Annotated in this window: 12 protein-coding genes and 1 riboswitch; of the genes, 10 read left to right on the top strand and 2 right to left on the bottom strand. The window is 28.9% G+C overall.

All coding sequences use genetic code 11. The features are described 5' to 3' along the window. Positions 1-7 precede the first annotated feature (7 nt). From ACJJVY_RS13160 to ACJJVY_RS13175, 4 genes are all read left to right on the top strand, one after another. Positions 8-1,543: a YifB family Mg chelatase-like AAA ATPase gene (locus ACJJVY_RS13160; RefSeq protein WP_405609515.1), complete on the top strand. Its 1,536-nt coding sequence runs from the start codon at positions 8-10 to the stop codon at positions 1,541-1,543. A gap of 21 nt (positions 1,544-1,564) precedes the next feature. Continuing rightward, entirely contained in the window at positions 1,565-5,389 is a 3,825-nt protein-coding gene (locus ACJJVY_RS13165) for a T9SS type B sorting domain-containing protein (protein ID WP_405609519.1), read from the top strand. 378 nt (positions 5,390-5,767) lie between these two features. After that, on the top strand, positions 5,768-6,958 hold the full coding sequence (locus tag ACJJVY_RS13170) for a pyridoxal phosphate-dependent aminotransferase (RefSeq protein ID WP_405609522.1): 1,191 nt from the start codon (positions 5,768-5,770) through the stop codon (positions 6,956-6,958). A gap of 3 nt (positions 6,959-6,961) precedes the next feature. After that, positions 6,962-8,110: a permease gene (locus ACJJVY_RS13175; RefSeq protein WP_405609525.1), complete on the top strand. Its 1,149-nt coding sequence runs from the start codon at positions 6,962-6,964 to the stop codon at positions 8,108-8,110. A gap of 239 nt (positions 8,111-8,349) precedes the next feature. Here ACJJVY_RS13175 and ahcY read toward each other — a convergent pair whose 3' ends face one another. Beyond that, positions 8,350-9,663: an adenosylhomocysteinase gene (gene ahcY, locus ACJJVY_RS13180; protein ID WP_405609528.1), complete on the bottom strand. Its 1,314-nt coding sequence runs from the start codon at positions 9,661-9,663 to the stop codon at positions 8,350-8,352. A gap of 63 nt (positions 9,664-9,726) precedes the next feature. Here ahcY and ACJJVY_RS13185 point away from each other — a divergent pair, with 63 nt between their 5' ends. From ACJJVY_RS13185 to arfB, 5 genes are read left to right on the top strand one after another with little or no spacing between them, the layout of a single operon-like run. Beyond that, the gene (locus ACJJVY_RS13185; protein WP_405609531.1) at positions 9,727-10,353 is read left to right on the top strand and encodes a 4'-phosphopantetheinyl transferase family protein; all 627 of its coding nucleotides are present in this window, start codon (positions 9,727-9,729) and stop codon (positions 10,351-10,353) included. A 60-nt stretch (positions 10,354-10,413) separates the two neighbouring features. Next, a complete protein-coding gene (locus tag ACJJVY_RS13190; protein ID WP_405609534.1) occupies positions 10,414-11,166 on the top strand; it encodes a geranylgeranylglyceryl/heptaprenylglyceryl phosphate synthase in 753 nt (250 codons plus the stop codon). Positions 11,167-11,172: 6 nt separating this feature from the next. Next, positions 11,173-11,796, top strand: a complete 624-nt coding sequence (gene pnuC / locus ACJJVY_RS13195) for a nicotinamide riboside transporter PnuC (protein WP_405609537.1) — start codon at positions 11,173-11,175, stop codon at positions 11,794-11,796. Next, positions 11,766-12,368, top strand: a complete 603-nt coding sequence (locus ACJJVY_RS13200; protein WP_405609540.1) for an AAA family ATPase — start codon at positions 11,766-11,768, stop codon at positions 12,366-12,368. The genes pnuC and ACJJVY_RS13200 overlap by 31 nt, the downstream gene beginning before the upstream one ends. Before the next feature lie 20 nt (positions 12,369-12,388). Beyond that, complete coding sequence (gene arfB, locus ACJJVY_RS13205; RefSeq protein ID WP_405609543.1) at positions 12,389-12,793, top strand: alternative ribosome rescue aminoacyl-tRNA hydrolase ArfB; 405 nt, start codon at positions 12,389-12,391, stop codon at positions 12,791-12,793. A 10-nt stretch (positions 12,794-12,803) separates the two neighbouring features. Here arfB and ACJJVY_RS13210 read toward each other — a convergent pair whose 3' ends face one another. Further along, positions 12,804-13,970: a BamA/TamA family outer membrane protein gene (locus ACJJVY_RS13210; RefSeq protein WP_405609546.1), complete on the bottom strand. Its 1,167-nt coding sequence runs from the start codon at positions 13,968-13,970 to the stop codon at positions 12,804-12,806. Between the two features lie 215 nt (positions 13,971-14,185). Then, positions 14,186-14,277: riboswitch (TPP riboswitch) on the top strand. A 120-nt stretch (positions 14,278-14,397) separates the two neighbouring features. On the opposite strand from ACJJVY_RS13210, the gene ACJJVY_RS13215 reads away from it, so the two are divergent. Continuing rightward, complete coding sequence (locus tag ACJJVY_RS13215) at positions 14,398-16,740, top strand: TonB-dependent receptor (RefSeq protein ID WP_405609549.1); 2,343 nt, start codon at positions 14,398-14,400, stop codon at positions 16,738-16,740. Positions 16,741-16,885: the final 145 nt, after the last annotated feature.

Raw genomic sequence — 16,885 nt, forward strand, 5'->3', positions numbered from 1 at the left:
AAAAAGAATGCTTGTTAAAGTTTATGGATCTGCCGTTTTTGGTATTGAGGCAACTACAATAACTGTAGAAGTAAATATAGATAAAGGAATTGGTTACCATTTAGTTGGCTTACCAGACAATGCTGTTAGAGAAAGTTCTTACAGGATATCCGCAGCTTTAAATAATAACAATTATAAACTTCCTGGTAAGAAAATTATTATTAATATGGCTCCTGCCGATATTAGAAAAGAAGGAGCTTCTTATGATTTAACTTTAGCCATAGGAATTTTAGCAGCATCTAATCAAATAAACTCAGAGAATATTCATGAATATATAATTATGGGAGAACTTTCTTTAGATGGAAGTTTGCAACCCATAAGGGGTGCTTTACCAATTGCAATAAAAGCAAGAGAAGAAGGTTTTAAATATTTAATTCTACCAAAAGAAAATGCCAAAGAAGCTGCTATTGTTGATAATCTTGAAGTTTTAGGTGTAGAAAATATAATGGAAGTTATCAATCATTTTAATGATGATGAAAAAATTAAACCCACAATTGTAGACACAAGAGCAGAATTCTATAAAAACATCGATTTCCCAGAATTTGATTTTTCTGATGTAAAAGGACAAGAATCTATAAAGCGCTGTATGGAAATTGCTGCTGCTGGTGGTCATAATATTATTTTAATTGGCCCTCCGGGGTCAGGTAAAACAATGTTAGCAAAAAGATTACCGTCAATTTTACCACCAATGACTTTACATGAAGCTTTAGAAACCACAAAAATTCATTCTGTGGTTGGAAAAACTAAAAATGAGGGCTTACTATATCAACGTCCTTTTAGAAGCCCACATCATACAATTTCTAATGTTGCTCTTGTTGGCGGAGGACAATACCCAAGACCAGGAGAAATTTCTTTATCTCACAACGGAGTTTTATTTTTAGATGAATTGCCAGAATTTAAAAGAGAAGTTTTAGAAGTAATGCGTCAACCATTAGAAGATAGAGAAGTTACCATATCTAGAGCAAAATTTTCCGTTACTTACCCGAGTAGTTTTATGTTGGTTGCCAGTATGAATCCGAGCCCGAGTGGATTTTTTAATGATCCTAACTCACCTATGACCTCTTCTCCTCAAGAAATGCAACGCTATTTAAGTAAAATTTCTGGCCCGTTATTAGACAGAATCGACATTCATATAGAAGTTACTCCTGTTCCTTTTTCAAAATTATCAGAAGAAAGAAAAGGAGAATCTTCGGTAGAAATTAGAAAGCGAGTTACATTGGCTAGAGATCTACAATCTATACGTTTTAAAAATCTTGATAACGTACATTATAATGCACAAATGAATGTAAAACAGATTCGTGAGTTTTGTAAATTATCCGAAGAAAGCAAAACACTCTTAAAAACTGCTATGGAAAAACTGAACCTTTCTGCAAGAGCTTATGATCGAATTTTAAAAGTATCTAGAACCATTGCCGATTTAGCTAATTCTAAAGATATTTCTCCTAATCAGATTGCAGAAGCAATACAGTATAGAAGCTTAGATAGAGATGGTTGGTTGGGGTAAAATTTAATACTTTTGTGTGCTATGAAAAAGCGTTTAATTTTAATATTTTTTTGTTCCCTTTTTTATTTTCCTTTAAATGCTCAGAACAATAACGATTGTTGGACACTAATTAATAACGGAATTGACATATATAATGGACAATATAATAATAATGAATTTCCTGGATATCACGACCCTGAAACAACAGATTTAAAAGAGGTGAATGGTGGTTTCTTAACGACGGGGCAATACAATAAACAAACCTTCGGCTCAAATGACAATAATATTTACAACAATCTAAAGGATAAAGATGGAAGTTATTTAACAAAGCACGATTATAATGGAAATCTTAAATGGATTGTATATACTGAAAAAAACAGTAATTCATATAGAGATGTAATGTTTGGATCTACCGAAGATAAACAAGGAAATATATATGTTATTGGGCATTCAATTGATGGTACTTTTTTTGATTCTCAGGGCACAGAGTTAACTTTAAAAAACTCAACCAATTCCTTATATGGTGGTTTCATAGTTAAGCTTAATGAAAATGGTGAAATTTTGTGGCACATTATTATTAATAATGTTTATAGTAAAAAAATAAATATAGATAATGAAGATAATATTTTATTGAGTGGAGATGTTAATATTTACTTTAACAATACCTTTAATTTTTATTTAAATGGAGCTATTACTGATAATTTACAAAACTTTGAAGTTATGGGTAATAATTTTAATTATCCAAATAGGGGTATAATAAAAATTAATCCCAATGGTGAATTACTATGGTATACAGCTATTAAAACTAGCGGGTCAAATAGTGAATTTTTAATAGATATTGGAAGTGATAAAAATAATAATATTTATGTAACTGGATATTGTAGTTCGAATGCAGAAATATATTCTGCTGGAAAAATAAATAATCCAAATATTATTAATTGGAGCGGTAATCCAACTAAAACATTTTTAATTAAATTTGATAAAGATGGACAATTTTTATGGAAAGTAAAAAGTCTTTTAAATGATTCTGAAATTAATGGAGTACAAGCTTGGTCTACAACTGTAGATGAACAAGGAAATTCTTATATAACAGGATCAAATGATCGTTGGAGAAAAAATGTAAATCAAATTTTTGAAAACGCAGATGGATCCACTACTTCTGAAAATGTTGGTACTTTTTTTATTGCAAAAATTAATACTGATGGTATTTGTGAATGGATAAAAGGTGCAGCCCATACATATTCTGGAACCGGTTACAAAGTTATAAAAGCCGATGAAGAAATTGCTGTAGTTGGTACATTAAGAGCATTCAATAGTAATGTTGCTAATGCAGAGTTTTTAAGTGCTGATGGTAACAATCAAAACATATCTCTAAATACAAGCGATTATTTTATTGCAGTATATGATAAAGATGGAAATTTAGATCGTATAATAAGTAATGGAATAAATGATGAAAGAGTTTTTCCTTCAGATAGAATAAGTGGTTTTTTTAAAGATAGTAATGATAATTATTATATAAGTAGGAATATATGGTTTTATACGGATTCTACTGTTGACTATATAAACTTTGGACATATTATTAATGCAAGAGATGTAAATGGAAGAGATGGTACTATAACTAAATTTAATGAAAGTTGTGGTATCAGGTTAGGTAAAACTATAAATGATAATATTTCAAATTTATCTTTGTGTGATAATACTTCTGTAGGATCTGATTCTGATAGCCTTATTGAGTTCGACCTAACAGAAAGAGAAAATGAAATTTTGATTAATGAACCTTTATCAGATTACCAAATATCATACTACAGAGATTCAGCATTAACAGATACTATTACTAATCCAAAAAAACATAAAAATACTTCACAAAAAGAAACAATTTATATAAAGGCAGAGCATTTTTCAGATACTGATAAATCTGGGCAAACACTTTTTAACATAGAAGTAATTGAATTACCTAATGTAAATACAATTGTAGAACTTAAACAATGTGACAATTCCGATATTAACGGATTTAGTTTTTTCAACTTAAATGAAGTAAAAGAAGAAATTATTACAAATTCTGATGATTATACCATCACTTTTTATGAAGAAAAAATAGATGCTGAAAATAACGGAGTTTCAATAACTGATGTTACAACCTATAAAAACGAAATTGTAAGTGTAGATAAAGTTTGGGCTAGAGTAGAAAACTCAAACGGATGTTATAGAGTAAGTGAAGTAAATCTATTTGTTTCTACAACTCAAATCCCGTCAACATTATTAAATTCATTTTATCACTGTGATGATGGCACAAATACAGCTGATGGCATTGCTACTTTTGATTTTAGTTCAGTAACTTCAGATATTGAAAATATTTTTCCAACTGGTCAACAATTAATTATCAATTATTATAGAAATGAAGATGATGCTTTAGCTGAAGAAAATGCAATAACTGATATAACAAATTATCAAAATATAGGCTACCCAAATCAACAAAACATTTTTATAAGAGTAGATAGTAAATTTGATAACGACTGCTTAGGTTTAGGTGCTCATATTTCATTGAATGTAGAAAAAGCACCAATAGCTAATCCTGTTACAATCGACCCAGAATGTGACAATGATAGAGATAGATTTTATTCTTTTGATACATCTACAATTCAAAATACAATTATAGGTAGTCAAACAGATGTTACTGTTACTTATTTTGATGAAAACAACTCACAATTATCAAGCCCCTTACCAAATCCTTTTATAACAAAAACTCAAAATATTACTGTTAGAGTAGAAAACACAAACTCTAAAGATTTAGATGGTAAATGTTATGACGAAACTACAATCAATTTTATGGTAAATACTGTACCAATTGCAAATCCTATTTTACCACAAGAAGAATGTGATGATGATTTTGATGGTATTGTTGGTTTTGATACATCAAACATTCAAAATACAATTTTAGGCACTCAAACAGGTTTAATTGTCACCTATTTTGATGAGAATAATAACTCCTTACCAAGTCCTTTACCAAACCCTTTTTACACAACGTCACAAACAATTACTGTTCGGTTAGAAAACCCCGTTTATGATGTTTGTTCTGAAGAAACAACAATTGATTTTATTGTTAGAGGAAAACCTAATTTCAATTTAGTTGATGAAGCTACTATTTGTATGTCAGAAAACACATCATTACCAATTTCGGTAGAAAATCCCAATGGAAATTATACATATATTTGGAAAAACGAAAATAACCAAACTATTAGTACAAATCCTTATATAGATATAACAAAAGGAGGAACTTATAATGTAATTGCAACGTCTATTTACGGCTGTAACTCTGAAGAAAAACAAATATTTATTAACGAATCATCATTATCTACAATAAATATTAATGATATTGAAGTTAAAGATGATTCAGACAATAATTATATTAAAATTAATAACTCTAATTTAGGTTTGGGAAATTATGTCTTTAGGCTTTTAGATTCAACATCTAATATAATATACAACTATCAAAGTAATGCTAATTTTGAAAATTTAGAAGGTGGTAATTATTTTTTAGAGATTGATGATTTGAAAGGATGTGGTTCTCTCAATTTTGAAATTTCATTAATTAGTTTTCCTAAATACTTCACACCAAATGGTGATGGAAAAAATGACTATTGGCAAATTAAAGGACTAGATAATAGTTATTATAAAAGTGGTATAATTAGTATTTATAATAGATTTGGTAAACTAATTTCTAAATTTACAATAAATGATATTGGTTGGGATGGAACATATAATGGAAAATTAATACCATCAAATGATTATTGGTTTAATATTATACTAATTAATTATAAAGATGAAATAAAAAAAAGAACTGGTCATTTTAGTTTAATTAGAAATTAAAAAACATTCTCTAAATTCTTTAAAAAAGTAATTGCATTTTTTTATGAGATTATATTTTTTTCCCTGTTTATAAATACCTAAAATAACTAAGTAAAACACTATACAAACATAACTCTTCCAAATAAAATATATTAATCAAAAAAAACAGTGAAGCTTTTCGTAAAAAGAGGTTTTAGATTTAAAAATAAAAGTCAAATTAAAATACGATATCACTAAAAATTATTTATTTTTCACAAAACACCAATAAAAATAATTAAATTTTACCTAGTTTAATTATCAAAAACATAATTAAACCTAAGTATTATTGAATTTTTCATACTATAAAAAACAAATAGTTTTCTAATTTAGTGGAAATTAATTCTTATAATTTATCTCAAAATGAAAACAACAAATCTTAGTAGACGTGAGTGGTTGAAAAAAGGTACATTGACAATAGGTGCAATGGCTCTAGTACCTCATGAAATCTGGAGCAGCAACGTACTTGCAGCTCAAAAAGAAGGTAGAACTTTTTTATATAGTTCTAATAATTATTTTAATGAATTTACGCCTCCTATTGTAAAAGAAGAGAGCGCTTTAACTATATTAAGATCTAACGAAAACCCTTATGGTCCGCCTCCAAAATCTGCAAAAGCTTTTCAAGAGGAAGTTTTTGGTGGAAATAGATATGCTTGGAAAACTTTAGGAACATTAAAAGAAAAAATAGCTGAAAACGAAGGTATTAATACTGATCAAATTTTAATGGGACCTGGTTCTTCTGATTTATTAGAAAAAGTAGCAATGGTTTTCTTTCAAGAAGGTGGTAATGTAATTAGTGCAGACCCTAGTTATATGTCTTTAATTGTAGTGGCAAAATCTGTTGGAGGTAACTGGAAATCATATAAATTATTAGATGATTCTCAACACGATTTAGATGCAATGGAAGCAGGTGTTGATGAAAACACAAAACTTGTATACATTTGTAACCCTAATAACCCAACAGGATCTATAACTGATGCAAAAAAATTAAGAGATTTTTGTAGTAGAGTTTCAGAAAAAGTACCTGTTTTTGTAGATGAAGCTTATTTAGAATTATCTGACAACGGATTAAGAGATTCTATGAACACTTTAGTTGCAGAAGGTAAAAACGTAATTGTTGCAAGAACTTTTTCTAAAATACACGGTATGGCTGGTTTAAGAATTGGTTATGCTATCGGTAAAAAAGAAACTTTAGACATTATTAGCGAAATTACTCGTGGTGGAATGGGAATTACTGGACCATCAATTGCTGCAGCAACTACAAGTTTAGAAAATCAAGACTTTTTAGACTCTTGTAAATCTAAAATTGCAGACGCTAGATTATACACAATGAAATATTTAAAAGAAAATAATTTCTCTTACTTACCTTCAGAAACAAATTTTATCATTTTTGAAATTCCTATGGAAGGAAGAGCATTTTTAAAGAAAATTTACGCTAAAAATGTAGCTGTAAAATCGTTTAAATTTTGGGATAAAAACTGGTGTAGAGTAAGTATTGGTACTATGGATGAGATGAAGACTTTTACCAATGCCATGTCTGAAATATTTGTCTAGTTTATGGATGGAGCATTAGAAAAATCAATTTCGTTTATACTTTTTATTTTAATAGGAATTATCTTAAAAAAGAAAATTTCTACAGGAGATGAAACAAATGGATTAAAAAAAATAATTCTTTCGCTTGCTTTACCCGCTACAATATTTATTGCTTTATTAAAAGTAAAAGTTGATGGTAACTTAATTCTGTTTCCCATCTTAGCTTTAGCTTTTAATGTAATATTATTTGCTGTTACGCCATTATTATTAAAACTGATTGGAATTGATGGAAATTCTGGCAAAGGAAGGAGCGCTAAATTGTTAATACCCTCTTTAGCACCTGGTTTGTCTTGTTTCCCTTTTATTTTAGAGTTTTTAGGTGATGACTCTTTAGCAAAAGCTGCAATGGCAGATTTAGGAAACAAGTTTTTTGTTCTCTTTCTGCTTTATTTAGTTGCATTAAAATGGCATTACAAAAATGCAGATTTTGAAGCAAACTCATTAAAATCAAAATTAATAGGTCTTTTAAAAGCTTTGTTATATGAGCCTGTAAATATGTTTATAATAGTTGCCTTAATATTAGTTTCTTTTGGCATTACATTAGATAAAATACCTAATTTCTTATCGATGACGTTAAGTAGATTAAGTTTTATAATGACGCCATTAGTTTTACTTTTTATAGGATTAGCTGTTAAGATTAAGAAACAACAATTTTTTCAATTGTTTTCTTTATTGCTTTTAAGAGCTTCTTTTACATTATTATTAATTGCAGCAATAATATCTTTTGCAGATGTATCAATCAAAAAAGATATTTTAGTAATGATTGCCTTTGGATTAAGTTCCGCTAGCTTTTGGCCTTTTGCACATATTTCTGCAATCCATTTAAAAGAGAAAAAAGAAGCAACTGTAGAAAAAACGTTTGACACTAATTTCGCCTTATCAATTTTAGCGCTTTCGTTACCTATTTCTGTTTTATTAATTTTAGGAATATTAACAGCCGGTAATACTTTTACAGAAACAAATAATATTTTGATATTGTGTGGAATTTTATTCTTTGTAGGAATTTTATATCCTGCTTTTATCAAAATAAAGAAAAATATTGTTCCGAAAGAAAGTAATAAAACGAATAGTAATCTTACAAAAAATACGGTTCAGTTTTCTGCGGATAAATAAATTTAACAAAACAATTTTAAAATTAAAAAAGCCTCTTATTTCCTTAAGAGGTTTTTTATGAATCAATGATTTTGCGTTAAGGATTGAAACGACATCCTTTTTTGTTTTTCTCAAAAAAGATATAGTGTAAAGCCTGTTAAAACGCCCAAATAAAAAAACTCTTTCAAATTAATGAAAGAGTTTTCTGTTTTATAAATTCTGAAATAACCTTTAGATTACACTAAAGGAAACAACTTTTTTTAGTATCTGTAGTGTTCTGGTTTAAAAGGACCTTCTACAGTTACACCAATATATTCTGCTTGATCAGAGCGTAATTCTGTAAGCTCCACTCCTATTTTTGCTAAGTGTAATTTTGCTACTTTTTCATCTAAATGTTTTGGTAGCATATACACATCGTTTCCGTAAGCTTCTTTGTTATTCCAAAGTTCTATTTGTGCCAAAGTTTGGTTTGTAAATGAGTTACTCATTACAAAACTTGGGTGACCTGTTGCACAACCTAAGTTTACTAAACGTCCTTCTGCTAATACAATAATATCTTTACCATCAATGTTGTATTTATCAACTTGTGGCTTAATAGTATCTTTTGTATCTCCATGATTTCCGTTTAACCACGCCATGTCAATTTCATTATCAAAATGCCCAATGTTACACACGATAACTTTGTCTTTCATTGCTTCGAAATGACGCCCTTGAATAATATCTTTATTACCCGTTGTTGTAATAATAATATCAGAATTACCAACAACAGTTTCTAATTTCTTCACTTCAAAACCATCCATTGCGGCTTGTAAAGCACAAATTGGGTCAATCTCAGTAACCGTTACAATAGAACCTGCTCCTTTAAATGACGCTGCTGTACCTTTACCAACATCTCCGTAACCACAAACAGTTACTCTTTTACCTGCTAACATAATATCTGTTGCTCTACGAATTGCATCTACTGCAGATTCTTTACAACCATATTTGTTATCGAATTTAGATTTTGTAACAGAATCGTTTACGTTAATTGCAGGCATTGGTAATGTTGCATTTTTAACACGCTCATATAACCTATGTACTCCTGTTGTAGTTTCTTCTGATAAACCGTTGATTCCTGCAGCTAATTCTGGATATTTATCTAAAACCATGTTTGTTAAATCTCCACCATCATCTAAAATTAAGTTTAATGGTTTTTTATCTTCTCCAAAGAATAAGGTTTGCTCAATACACCAATCAAATTCTTCTTCAGACAATCCTTTCCAAGCATAAACAGCTGTTCCGGCAGCAGCAATTGCAGCAGCAGCTTGGTCTTGTGTAGAAAATATATTACAAGAACTCCAAGTTACCTCAGCACCTAAAGCTTGTAAAGTTTCAATTAAAACTGCAGTTTGAATCGTCATATGTAAACATCCAGCAATTCTAGCTCCTTTTAAAGGTTGCTCATTCTTGTACTCTTCTCTTAACGACATTAAACCTGGCATTTCTGCTTCTGCTAATGTAATTTCTTTTCTTCCCCAGTCTGCTAAAGAAATATCTCTAACTTTAAACGGTACGTAAGCTGTTGTTGTGCTCATATTATGTATATTTATATTCTAATTTTTGCGATTGCAAAGTTACAACATAGATTTTAAAAAAGTATGCCTCTTTATAAAAGTTTAACGGTTAATAAAAGTACCAAAGTTCTAATCTGGAAAATTACAGAATCCTTTAACGAATTAAATAAGAACGTTTTACTAGCAACTAAGAATCAAGAGCGTTTAAACGGAATGAAATCTGATTTACATCAAAGAGGTTTTTTAAGTGTGCGTCATTTATTAAAAGAAGTTGGTTATTCTGATAATGACTTGGTGTATGATGAATTTGGAAAACCACATTTAAAAGATGGCAAACACATTTCTATTACACATTCTTTTACTTTTTCTGGTTTAATAATTTCTGATGATTTACAGGTTGGTATAGATATAGAAATGCAACGTGATAAAATTTTAAAAATAGCACATAAATTTACCCCAGTAGAAGAATATAAAACCATAGCAAATCATGATGCTTTAATTAGTAAACTAACTATTGTTTGGGGAGGAAAAGAAAGTTTGTATAAAATTTACGGAAAGAAAAAATTACGCTTTTTAGAAAATATTTACATAGAAGATTTTAAATTTTCTGATAAAAAAACAACTGGAGAAATTAGATATAATAATCAAACATCATCCTATAATATTCAGTTTTTTGAATTTGAAGATTTTACTTGTGTGTTTGCTTACTAAATAAGTTACAAAGTTGCAAGGTATTGTTATATCGAGTGTTTTTCTAAAGAATAAAGAAAAATGTATAGAGAACTTCTTATTTTCGCAATTGTGAATATTTACCAGAACATTTTATTAGCAAAAAAAGAAGGCAAAAAGTTATTGGCTGTTCTTATAGATCCAGAAAAAATAGATTTAGAAAATATTGCTATTTTCTTTGAAAAAGTTCACCAATCTATTGCAACACATATTTTTATTGGCGGAAGCACAGATGTAGATAACCAAACAGAAAATGTAGTTTCAGAAATTAAAAAAATCACACATTTACCCATAGTTTTATTTCCTGGGGATGTTTCTCAGATTTCAGAAAAAGCAGACGGAATTCTATTTTTAAGTTTACTATCGGGTAGAAATCCAGAATATTTAATTGAACAACAAATAAAATCAGTTCCTTTTTTAAAAAATTCCAATTTAGAAATATTACCAACTGGTTATATTTTAGTTGATGGAAAAAAAGAAACAGCAACACAAAGAGTAAGCAATACAAAACCAATACAACAAGATAATTTAGAACTGATTCTAAACACTGCTCTAGCAGGACAATTTTCTGGTAAAAATCTTATCTACATAGAAGCTGGTTCTGGAGCTATAGAAGCTGTAAACCAAAAAATTATTAAAGAAGTATCTGGTTCTTTAAATATTCCTTTAATTATTGGTGGTGGAATTCGTTCTAAAAAACAATTAGAAAATGCCTTTAATTCTGGTGCAGACATAGTGGTAATTGGAACTGCTTTTGAAAATGATGATTCCTTCTTTTTAGATTTAAAAAAATAAGATTCTATGACAGATATTTTTGATTCCCTTTTTGGACATTATAAAACCTACGAAACAATAGATATTATTTTAGAGGCAATTGCAATAATTTTTGGGTTTTTATCCGTTTGGTATTCTAAAAAAAATAAAGTTTGGGTTTTCCCTACAGGAATGGTAAGTACCTTAATTTTTGTGTATTTACTTTTAAAATGGGAACTTTTAGGCGATATGATGATTAATGCCTACTATTTTATTATGAGTGTTTATGGTTGGTATGTTTGGACGTATAAAAGCGATGGAGAAAATGAAACTCCAATTTCTAGAACAACTTTAAAAGAAAAAAAACTAAGTATTCTTATTTTTATTGCAACCCTAATATTTGTTTATGGTGTTTATACTTATTTTGATAAGTGGACAAATTGGACTGCTTATGTAGATACTCTTACAACAGCAATTTTCTTTGTTGGAATGTGGTTAATGGCAAAACGAAAAATAGAAAATTGGATTTATTGGATTATTGGCGATATAATTTCTACACCTTTATACTTCTACAAAGGTTTTACTTTTACTAGTATTCAATATTTAATATTTACATTTATAGCAGTATCTGGTTATTTAGCATGGAAAAGAAACTTAAACAAGACCCAATAAACCTCGTGAAAGTTGTTTTATTTGGCCCTGAATCTTCTGGTAAAACAACACTCTCTAGACAACCTGCACGCTATTATAACACTGTTTGGGTACCAGAGTTTGCTCGAGAATATTTACAGAAAAAATGGAATAACGAACGAAAAACCTGTGAAGCAGAAGATTTAATTCCAATTGCAATTGGGCAAATGAAATTAGAAAACAAATTATCTAAACGAGCAGATAAAATTTTAATTTGCGATACCGATTTATTAGAAACCAAAGTATATTCTCAAGAATTTTATGGAGGTTTTGTAGATGAAAAATTAAATGAAGCTGCTAGCGAGAATCAATACGATTTGTACCTATTAACGTATATTGATACACCTTGGGAAGAAGATGATTTACGAGATAAACCAGAACAACGTTTAGAAATGTTTAATGCCTTTAAAAAAGCTTTAAAAAATAATAACCGACCTTATATTTTGCTAAAAGGAGACAGAGAAACTCGTTTAAAAAAAGCTACAGATGCAATTAATAAAATAATTACTAATAAAAATAATTTACATTCTTTTTCAAATTCTTTATCTTATTAAACAAAGTTTAAAAAATCAACATGAATATTTCCGAAATTATAAAAGAATTAAATTTTAAAGCCATTAGAAGCTCTGGTGCTGGCGGACAACATGTAAACAAAACCTCTTCTAAAATTGAATTGACTTTCGATTTAGAAAACTCTTTTTCTTTATCTGATGAAGAAAAACAATTACTAAAACTAAAACTTGCTTCTAAATTAACAAAAAATAATTTATTGATTCTTTTCTGTGATGAATCTCGTTCTCAACACAGAAATAAAGAACTGTCTATTAAACGTTTTTTAGAATTACTAAAAAACAATTTAGTGAAACAAAAAAAAAGAAGATCAACTAAACCAAGTAGATCTTCAATTTTAAAAAATATTGAGAAAAATAAACAAATTTCTCTTAAAAAGAAATTACGAAAAAAACCAGGATTGGATTAATATATCAAATTTAAAAAGCTTCAGCTATATTCACATAAAAGTTTCCATCGGACTTATTACCCGAACCAAAATCAAATCTAATATTTAATTTTTCTTTCTTATCAAGCATAAAACGTAGTCCTAAACCATAATTTATCTTTATATCGTTTAAGCTTATATCCTTAGACTTGTTAAATACATCTCCCGCTCCTAAAAAAGCAACCATTCCAATTCGACTATCTTTAAACGTCTTTCTATATTCTACTTGTGCAGCTAACAGATTCTCTTCTATATATCTACCCTCGATATAACCTCTCATAATTTCTTCGTTTCCAAAAAGAGCCAATTCAGACAAAGGAGTATCACCATTTGCAAAATGACCAATGGCTTGAAATGCTAAAACATCATCATTTTTCTGAGATATTTTTAAATAATGACGTAAATCAAACCTCGTTAATTTAAATTGATTTGTGCCATCTAACGCAGTTCCATAAAAACCTTTTGTAAGTTCTAAATACCAGCCTTTAGAAGCATTTAAAATATTATCTCGACTATCATACAAAGCAGCCAGTTCAAAACCTACAGAAGTAGATCCGTTATAACCAGAAGGTCTATTAACGTCTAGCAACTTGTTCAATTCTACTTTAGTATTATATATTTTATTGTAACGTACTCCACCTCCTAAAAATAAATAACGGGTAAATGCTTGTTTTAATAGAATTGGTTCAAATAGAAATTGATTGGTATCATAAATTTCTTCATTTGTTTCTGGAGTATTTTGCCCAATACCATAATATAACCTCGGATAATTCTGAAAAATAATATTTCCAGAAATCACCCATTTTTCTTGATTTGTAAAAATCTCGAAACCAGAGTAAATAAAAAATTGGCTATTTAATGTATACAATAAGGAAACTGGCATATTAGAAGTTCTTGTTTCTTCTCCACTACCTTTAAATTTAAATAAATATTTTGCTCCAACACCAAAACCTAAACTAGTTTCAGGAGAGTAACTTAAAATAGGTGCAGTTATAATCTTAGATAAATACAATGTAGAATCTTGTGCTACATTATTTTTATTAGGATAAAATGTAAAGTATTCTACAAAATTTTCTAATCCACTTTCTTTTTCTTGAGATCTAGCTGATAAGCTTAGTATTAAACAAATTATTAATACTACTTTCTGTAATGTTTTCATTAATTAATATTTATTAAGAAAAATGTACTTTATTGAAGACAATAAAAAAAGAACACTTTTTTAAATGAATTTCAAATTTATTGAATCTCCATACTATAAATGTGCTTTATTGAAGTAGTTAATACACCATATGCTAAATAGAAACTAAATTATGTTACTTGAAAATAAATCACATTTCTATTTCATAATACATTTTTAGCACTTAATTTTGCAGCGTTCTCATAAAGGGGTGCTTTAAAAGGCTGAGATCATACCCAATGAACCTAGAACAGGTAATGCTGTTTAGGGACTTATAAAAGTCAATTCAAGAGAAAATAGAATAACCTTAAAAGGATTATTTTGCTTTTTTTTTCTGAAAAGACAATTAATTATTCAATATTAATCACAAGAATAATTACCTCTTTTTATTCGTTTTAAATTTTTTAAAATGAAAAAAATATCATTTTTTTTATTCTTGTTTGTAAGCTTACTTGCAAACGCCCAAACATTTACACTTAAAGGAAAAGTGGTAGATAAAAACAATGAATCTTTACCAGGAGCAACTATTTTGGTAAAAGAAAATAACAAAGGAACTTCTACCGATTTTGATGGAAATTTTAAGATAGATCTTTTAAAAGGAGAATACACAATTCAGATATCCTTTATCGGTTATAAAACTATTTTAAAAGAAATTTTATTAACTAAAAATGATGAAATTGAGTTTACTCTTTTCCCAAATTCAACAGTTTTAGAAGAAGTTTTGGTTTCTGCAGTGAGAGTAAATACAGATGTACCTGTTACATTTTCTAATTTATCCAAAAAAGAAATTGCTAAACGTAATTTAGGTCAAGATATTCCTATTTTACTAAACTACATGCCTTCTGTTGTTTCGTCATCAGATGCTGGTGCTGGCGTTGGTTACACGTACATGAGCGTGCGTGGTTCTAATGGAGAACGAATTAACGTTACTGTAAACGGAATTCCGTATAACGATGCAGAAAGTCATGGTTCTTTTTGGGTAAATTTAGGTGATTTTGCTTCGTCTACAGAAAATTTACAATTGCAACGTGGTGTTGGTACTTCTACAAACGGTTCTGGTGCTTTTGGTGCAAGTTTAAATATTTTAACAGACGCTGTTGCCGAAGAAGCTGGTGGAGAAATTTCGAACTCTTTTGGTTCTTATAACACTAGAAAACATACAGTAAAATTTACTACAGGTAAAATTAATGATCATATAGAAATTGCGGGTCGTTTGTCAAAAATTTCTTCGGATGGTTATGTTGATAGAGCAAGCTCTGATATAAAATCATACTATTTACAAGGAAGTTATACGGATGAAAATACTTTAATAAAAGCGGTTACTTTTGGCGGAAAAGAAAAAACATATCAAGCTTGGTACGGTTTAACCGCTGATGAATTGGGAGAAGACAGAAGACAAAATCCGTATACTTATGATAACGAAGTTGATGATTATGAACAAAACCATTATCAATTACATTGGAATCAAAAGTTAAACAATAATTGGTCTACAAATTTAGGCTTAAACTACACAAAAGGATCTGGTTTTTTTGAACAATATAAAGCAGAAGAAGATGCAACAGATTTTAATAATTTAATTGTTGATGGTTCTGATGTTATTGTAAGACGTTGGTTAGAAAACGATTTTTATGTAGTAAATTTTAACACCAATTACAAAACGGATAAACTGAATTTAATTTCTGGTATCTCATATTCTAATTATACAGGAGATCATTTTGGTGAAGTTATTTGGGGTTCTGATTTGGCAGATAACGTAAGTATAAGAGATCGTTATTATTTTTCTGATGCTAAAAAAACAGACTTTTCAATCTTTACAAAAGCTACTTTTGATATTAGCGAAAATTTATCTGGTTATGCAGATGTACAAGGTAGATTTGTAAATTATCAAACTCAAGGAATTACCTCTGATATTATAGATATTGATGTTGATGCTCAGTTTAATTTCTTTAATCCAAAAGTAGGTTTAACCTATAAAATTAATGATGATAATAATTTATACACTTCTTTTGCTGTTGCAAATAGAGAACCTAATAGAAATGATTTTGAAGGCGGAGTAACAACACACGAAACTTTAAATGATTTTGAATTTGGTTGGCGTTTAAAATCTCAAAACTTTAAACTAAACACCAATGTTTATTATATGAATTATAAAAATCAGTTGGTATTAACTGGGGCTTTAGATGATGTTGGTGCACCAGTTAGAGCTACTTCTGGAGATAGTTACCGTTTAGGTTTAGAAATTGATGCAGATATTACTATTTCTGATCAATTTTCTATAAAACCCAATGCTGCTTTTAGTTCTAATAAAAACAGAGATTTCTATTCTCAAGTAGATGGAACATTACAGAATTTAGGAAATACAGATTTATCTTTTTCTCCGGATATTATTGCAGGAAACATGTTTATTTTTAAACCAATAGAAAACCTGCAATTTTCTTTGTTATCTAAATTTGTTGGCAAGCAATTTATGAGCAATTTAGGTAGCAAAGTTTCTGAAAATGATGTTTTAGATAGCTTTTTTACTTCTGATTTAAATATTGTTTATCAAATAACACCTAACAAAATTTTTAAATCGATTGTATTTTCTGCTCTAGTAAATAACATTTTTAATACAGAATATGTAGACAGAGGTTACTATGGTACTTATGATGATACTTGGTCTGTAGCTGGTGAAACTACTACTTTAGATTATGCTGGTTACTACCCACAAGCAACTACAAACTTTTTAGTTGGTGTAACTTTAAAATTTTAAAAAAATAACTCTCTAAAATATTTAAAATCCCAAGCTTTATACTTGGGATTTTTTCATTTTTATAAACATATCTTATTACCACTATAAGTTAAGTATATCTTATACACGTGCATACTCTTATTACATTTCTTAACTTATCGGAAAT

This window comes from Polaribacter sp. Asnod1-A03 (genome assembly GCF_045063585.1).
GTDB lineage: Bacteria > Bacteroidota > Bacteroidia > Flavobacteriales > Flavobacteriaceae > Polaribacter.

Coding starts and splice junctions, on each gene's coding strand:
- ACJJVY_RS13160 (WP_405609515.1), top strand. CDS start 8: ATGCTTGTTAAAGTTTATGGATCTGCCGTTTTTGGTATTGAGGCAACT.
- ACJJVY_RS13165 (WP_405609519.1), top strand. CDS start 1,565: ATGAAAAAGCGTTTAATTTTAATATTTTTTTGTTCCCTTTTTTATTTT.
- ACJJVY_RS13170 (WP_405609522.1), top strand. CDS start 5,768: ATGAAAACAACAAATCTTAGTAGACGTGAGTGGTTGAAAAAAGGTACA.
- ACJJVY_RS13175 (WP_405609525.1), top strand. CDS start 6,962: ATGGATGGAGCATTAGAAAAATCAATTTCGTTTATACTTTTTATTTTA.
- ahcY (WP_405609528.1), bottom strand. CDS start 9,663: ATGAGCACAACAACAGCTTACGTACCGTTTAAAGTTAGAGATATTTCT.
- ACJJVY_RS13185 (WP_405609531.1), top strand. CDS start 9,727: ATGCCTCTTTATAAAAGTTTAACGGTTAATAAAAGTACCAAAGTTCTA.
- ACJJVY_RS13190 (WP_405609534.1), top strand. CDS start 10,414: ATGTATAGAGAACTTCTTATTTTCGCAATTGTGAATATTTACCAGAAC.
- pnuC (WP_405609537.1), top strand. CDS start 11,173: ATGACAGATATTTTTGATTCCCTTTTTGGACATTATAAAACCTACGAA.
- ACJJVY_RS13200 (WP_405609540.1), top strand. CDS start 11,766: ATGGAAAAGAAACTTAAACAAGACCCAATAAACCTCGTGAAAGTTGTT.
- arfB (WP_405609543.1), top strand. CDS start 12,389: ATGAATATTTCCGAAATTATAAAAGAATTAAATTTTAAAGCCATTAGA.
- ACJJVY_RS13210 (WP_405609546.1), bottom strand. CDS start 13,970: ATGAAAACATTACAGAAAGTAGTATTAATAATTTGTTTAATACTAAGC.
- ACJJVY_RS13215 (WP_405609549.1), top strand. CDS start 14,398: ATGAAAAAAATATCATTTTTTTTATTCTTGTTTGTAAGCTTACTTGCA.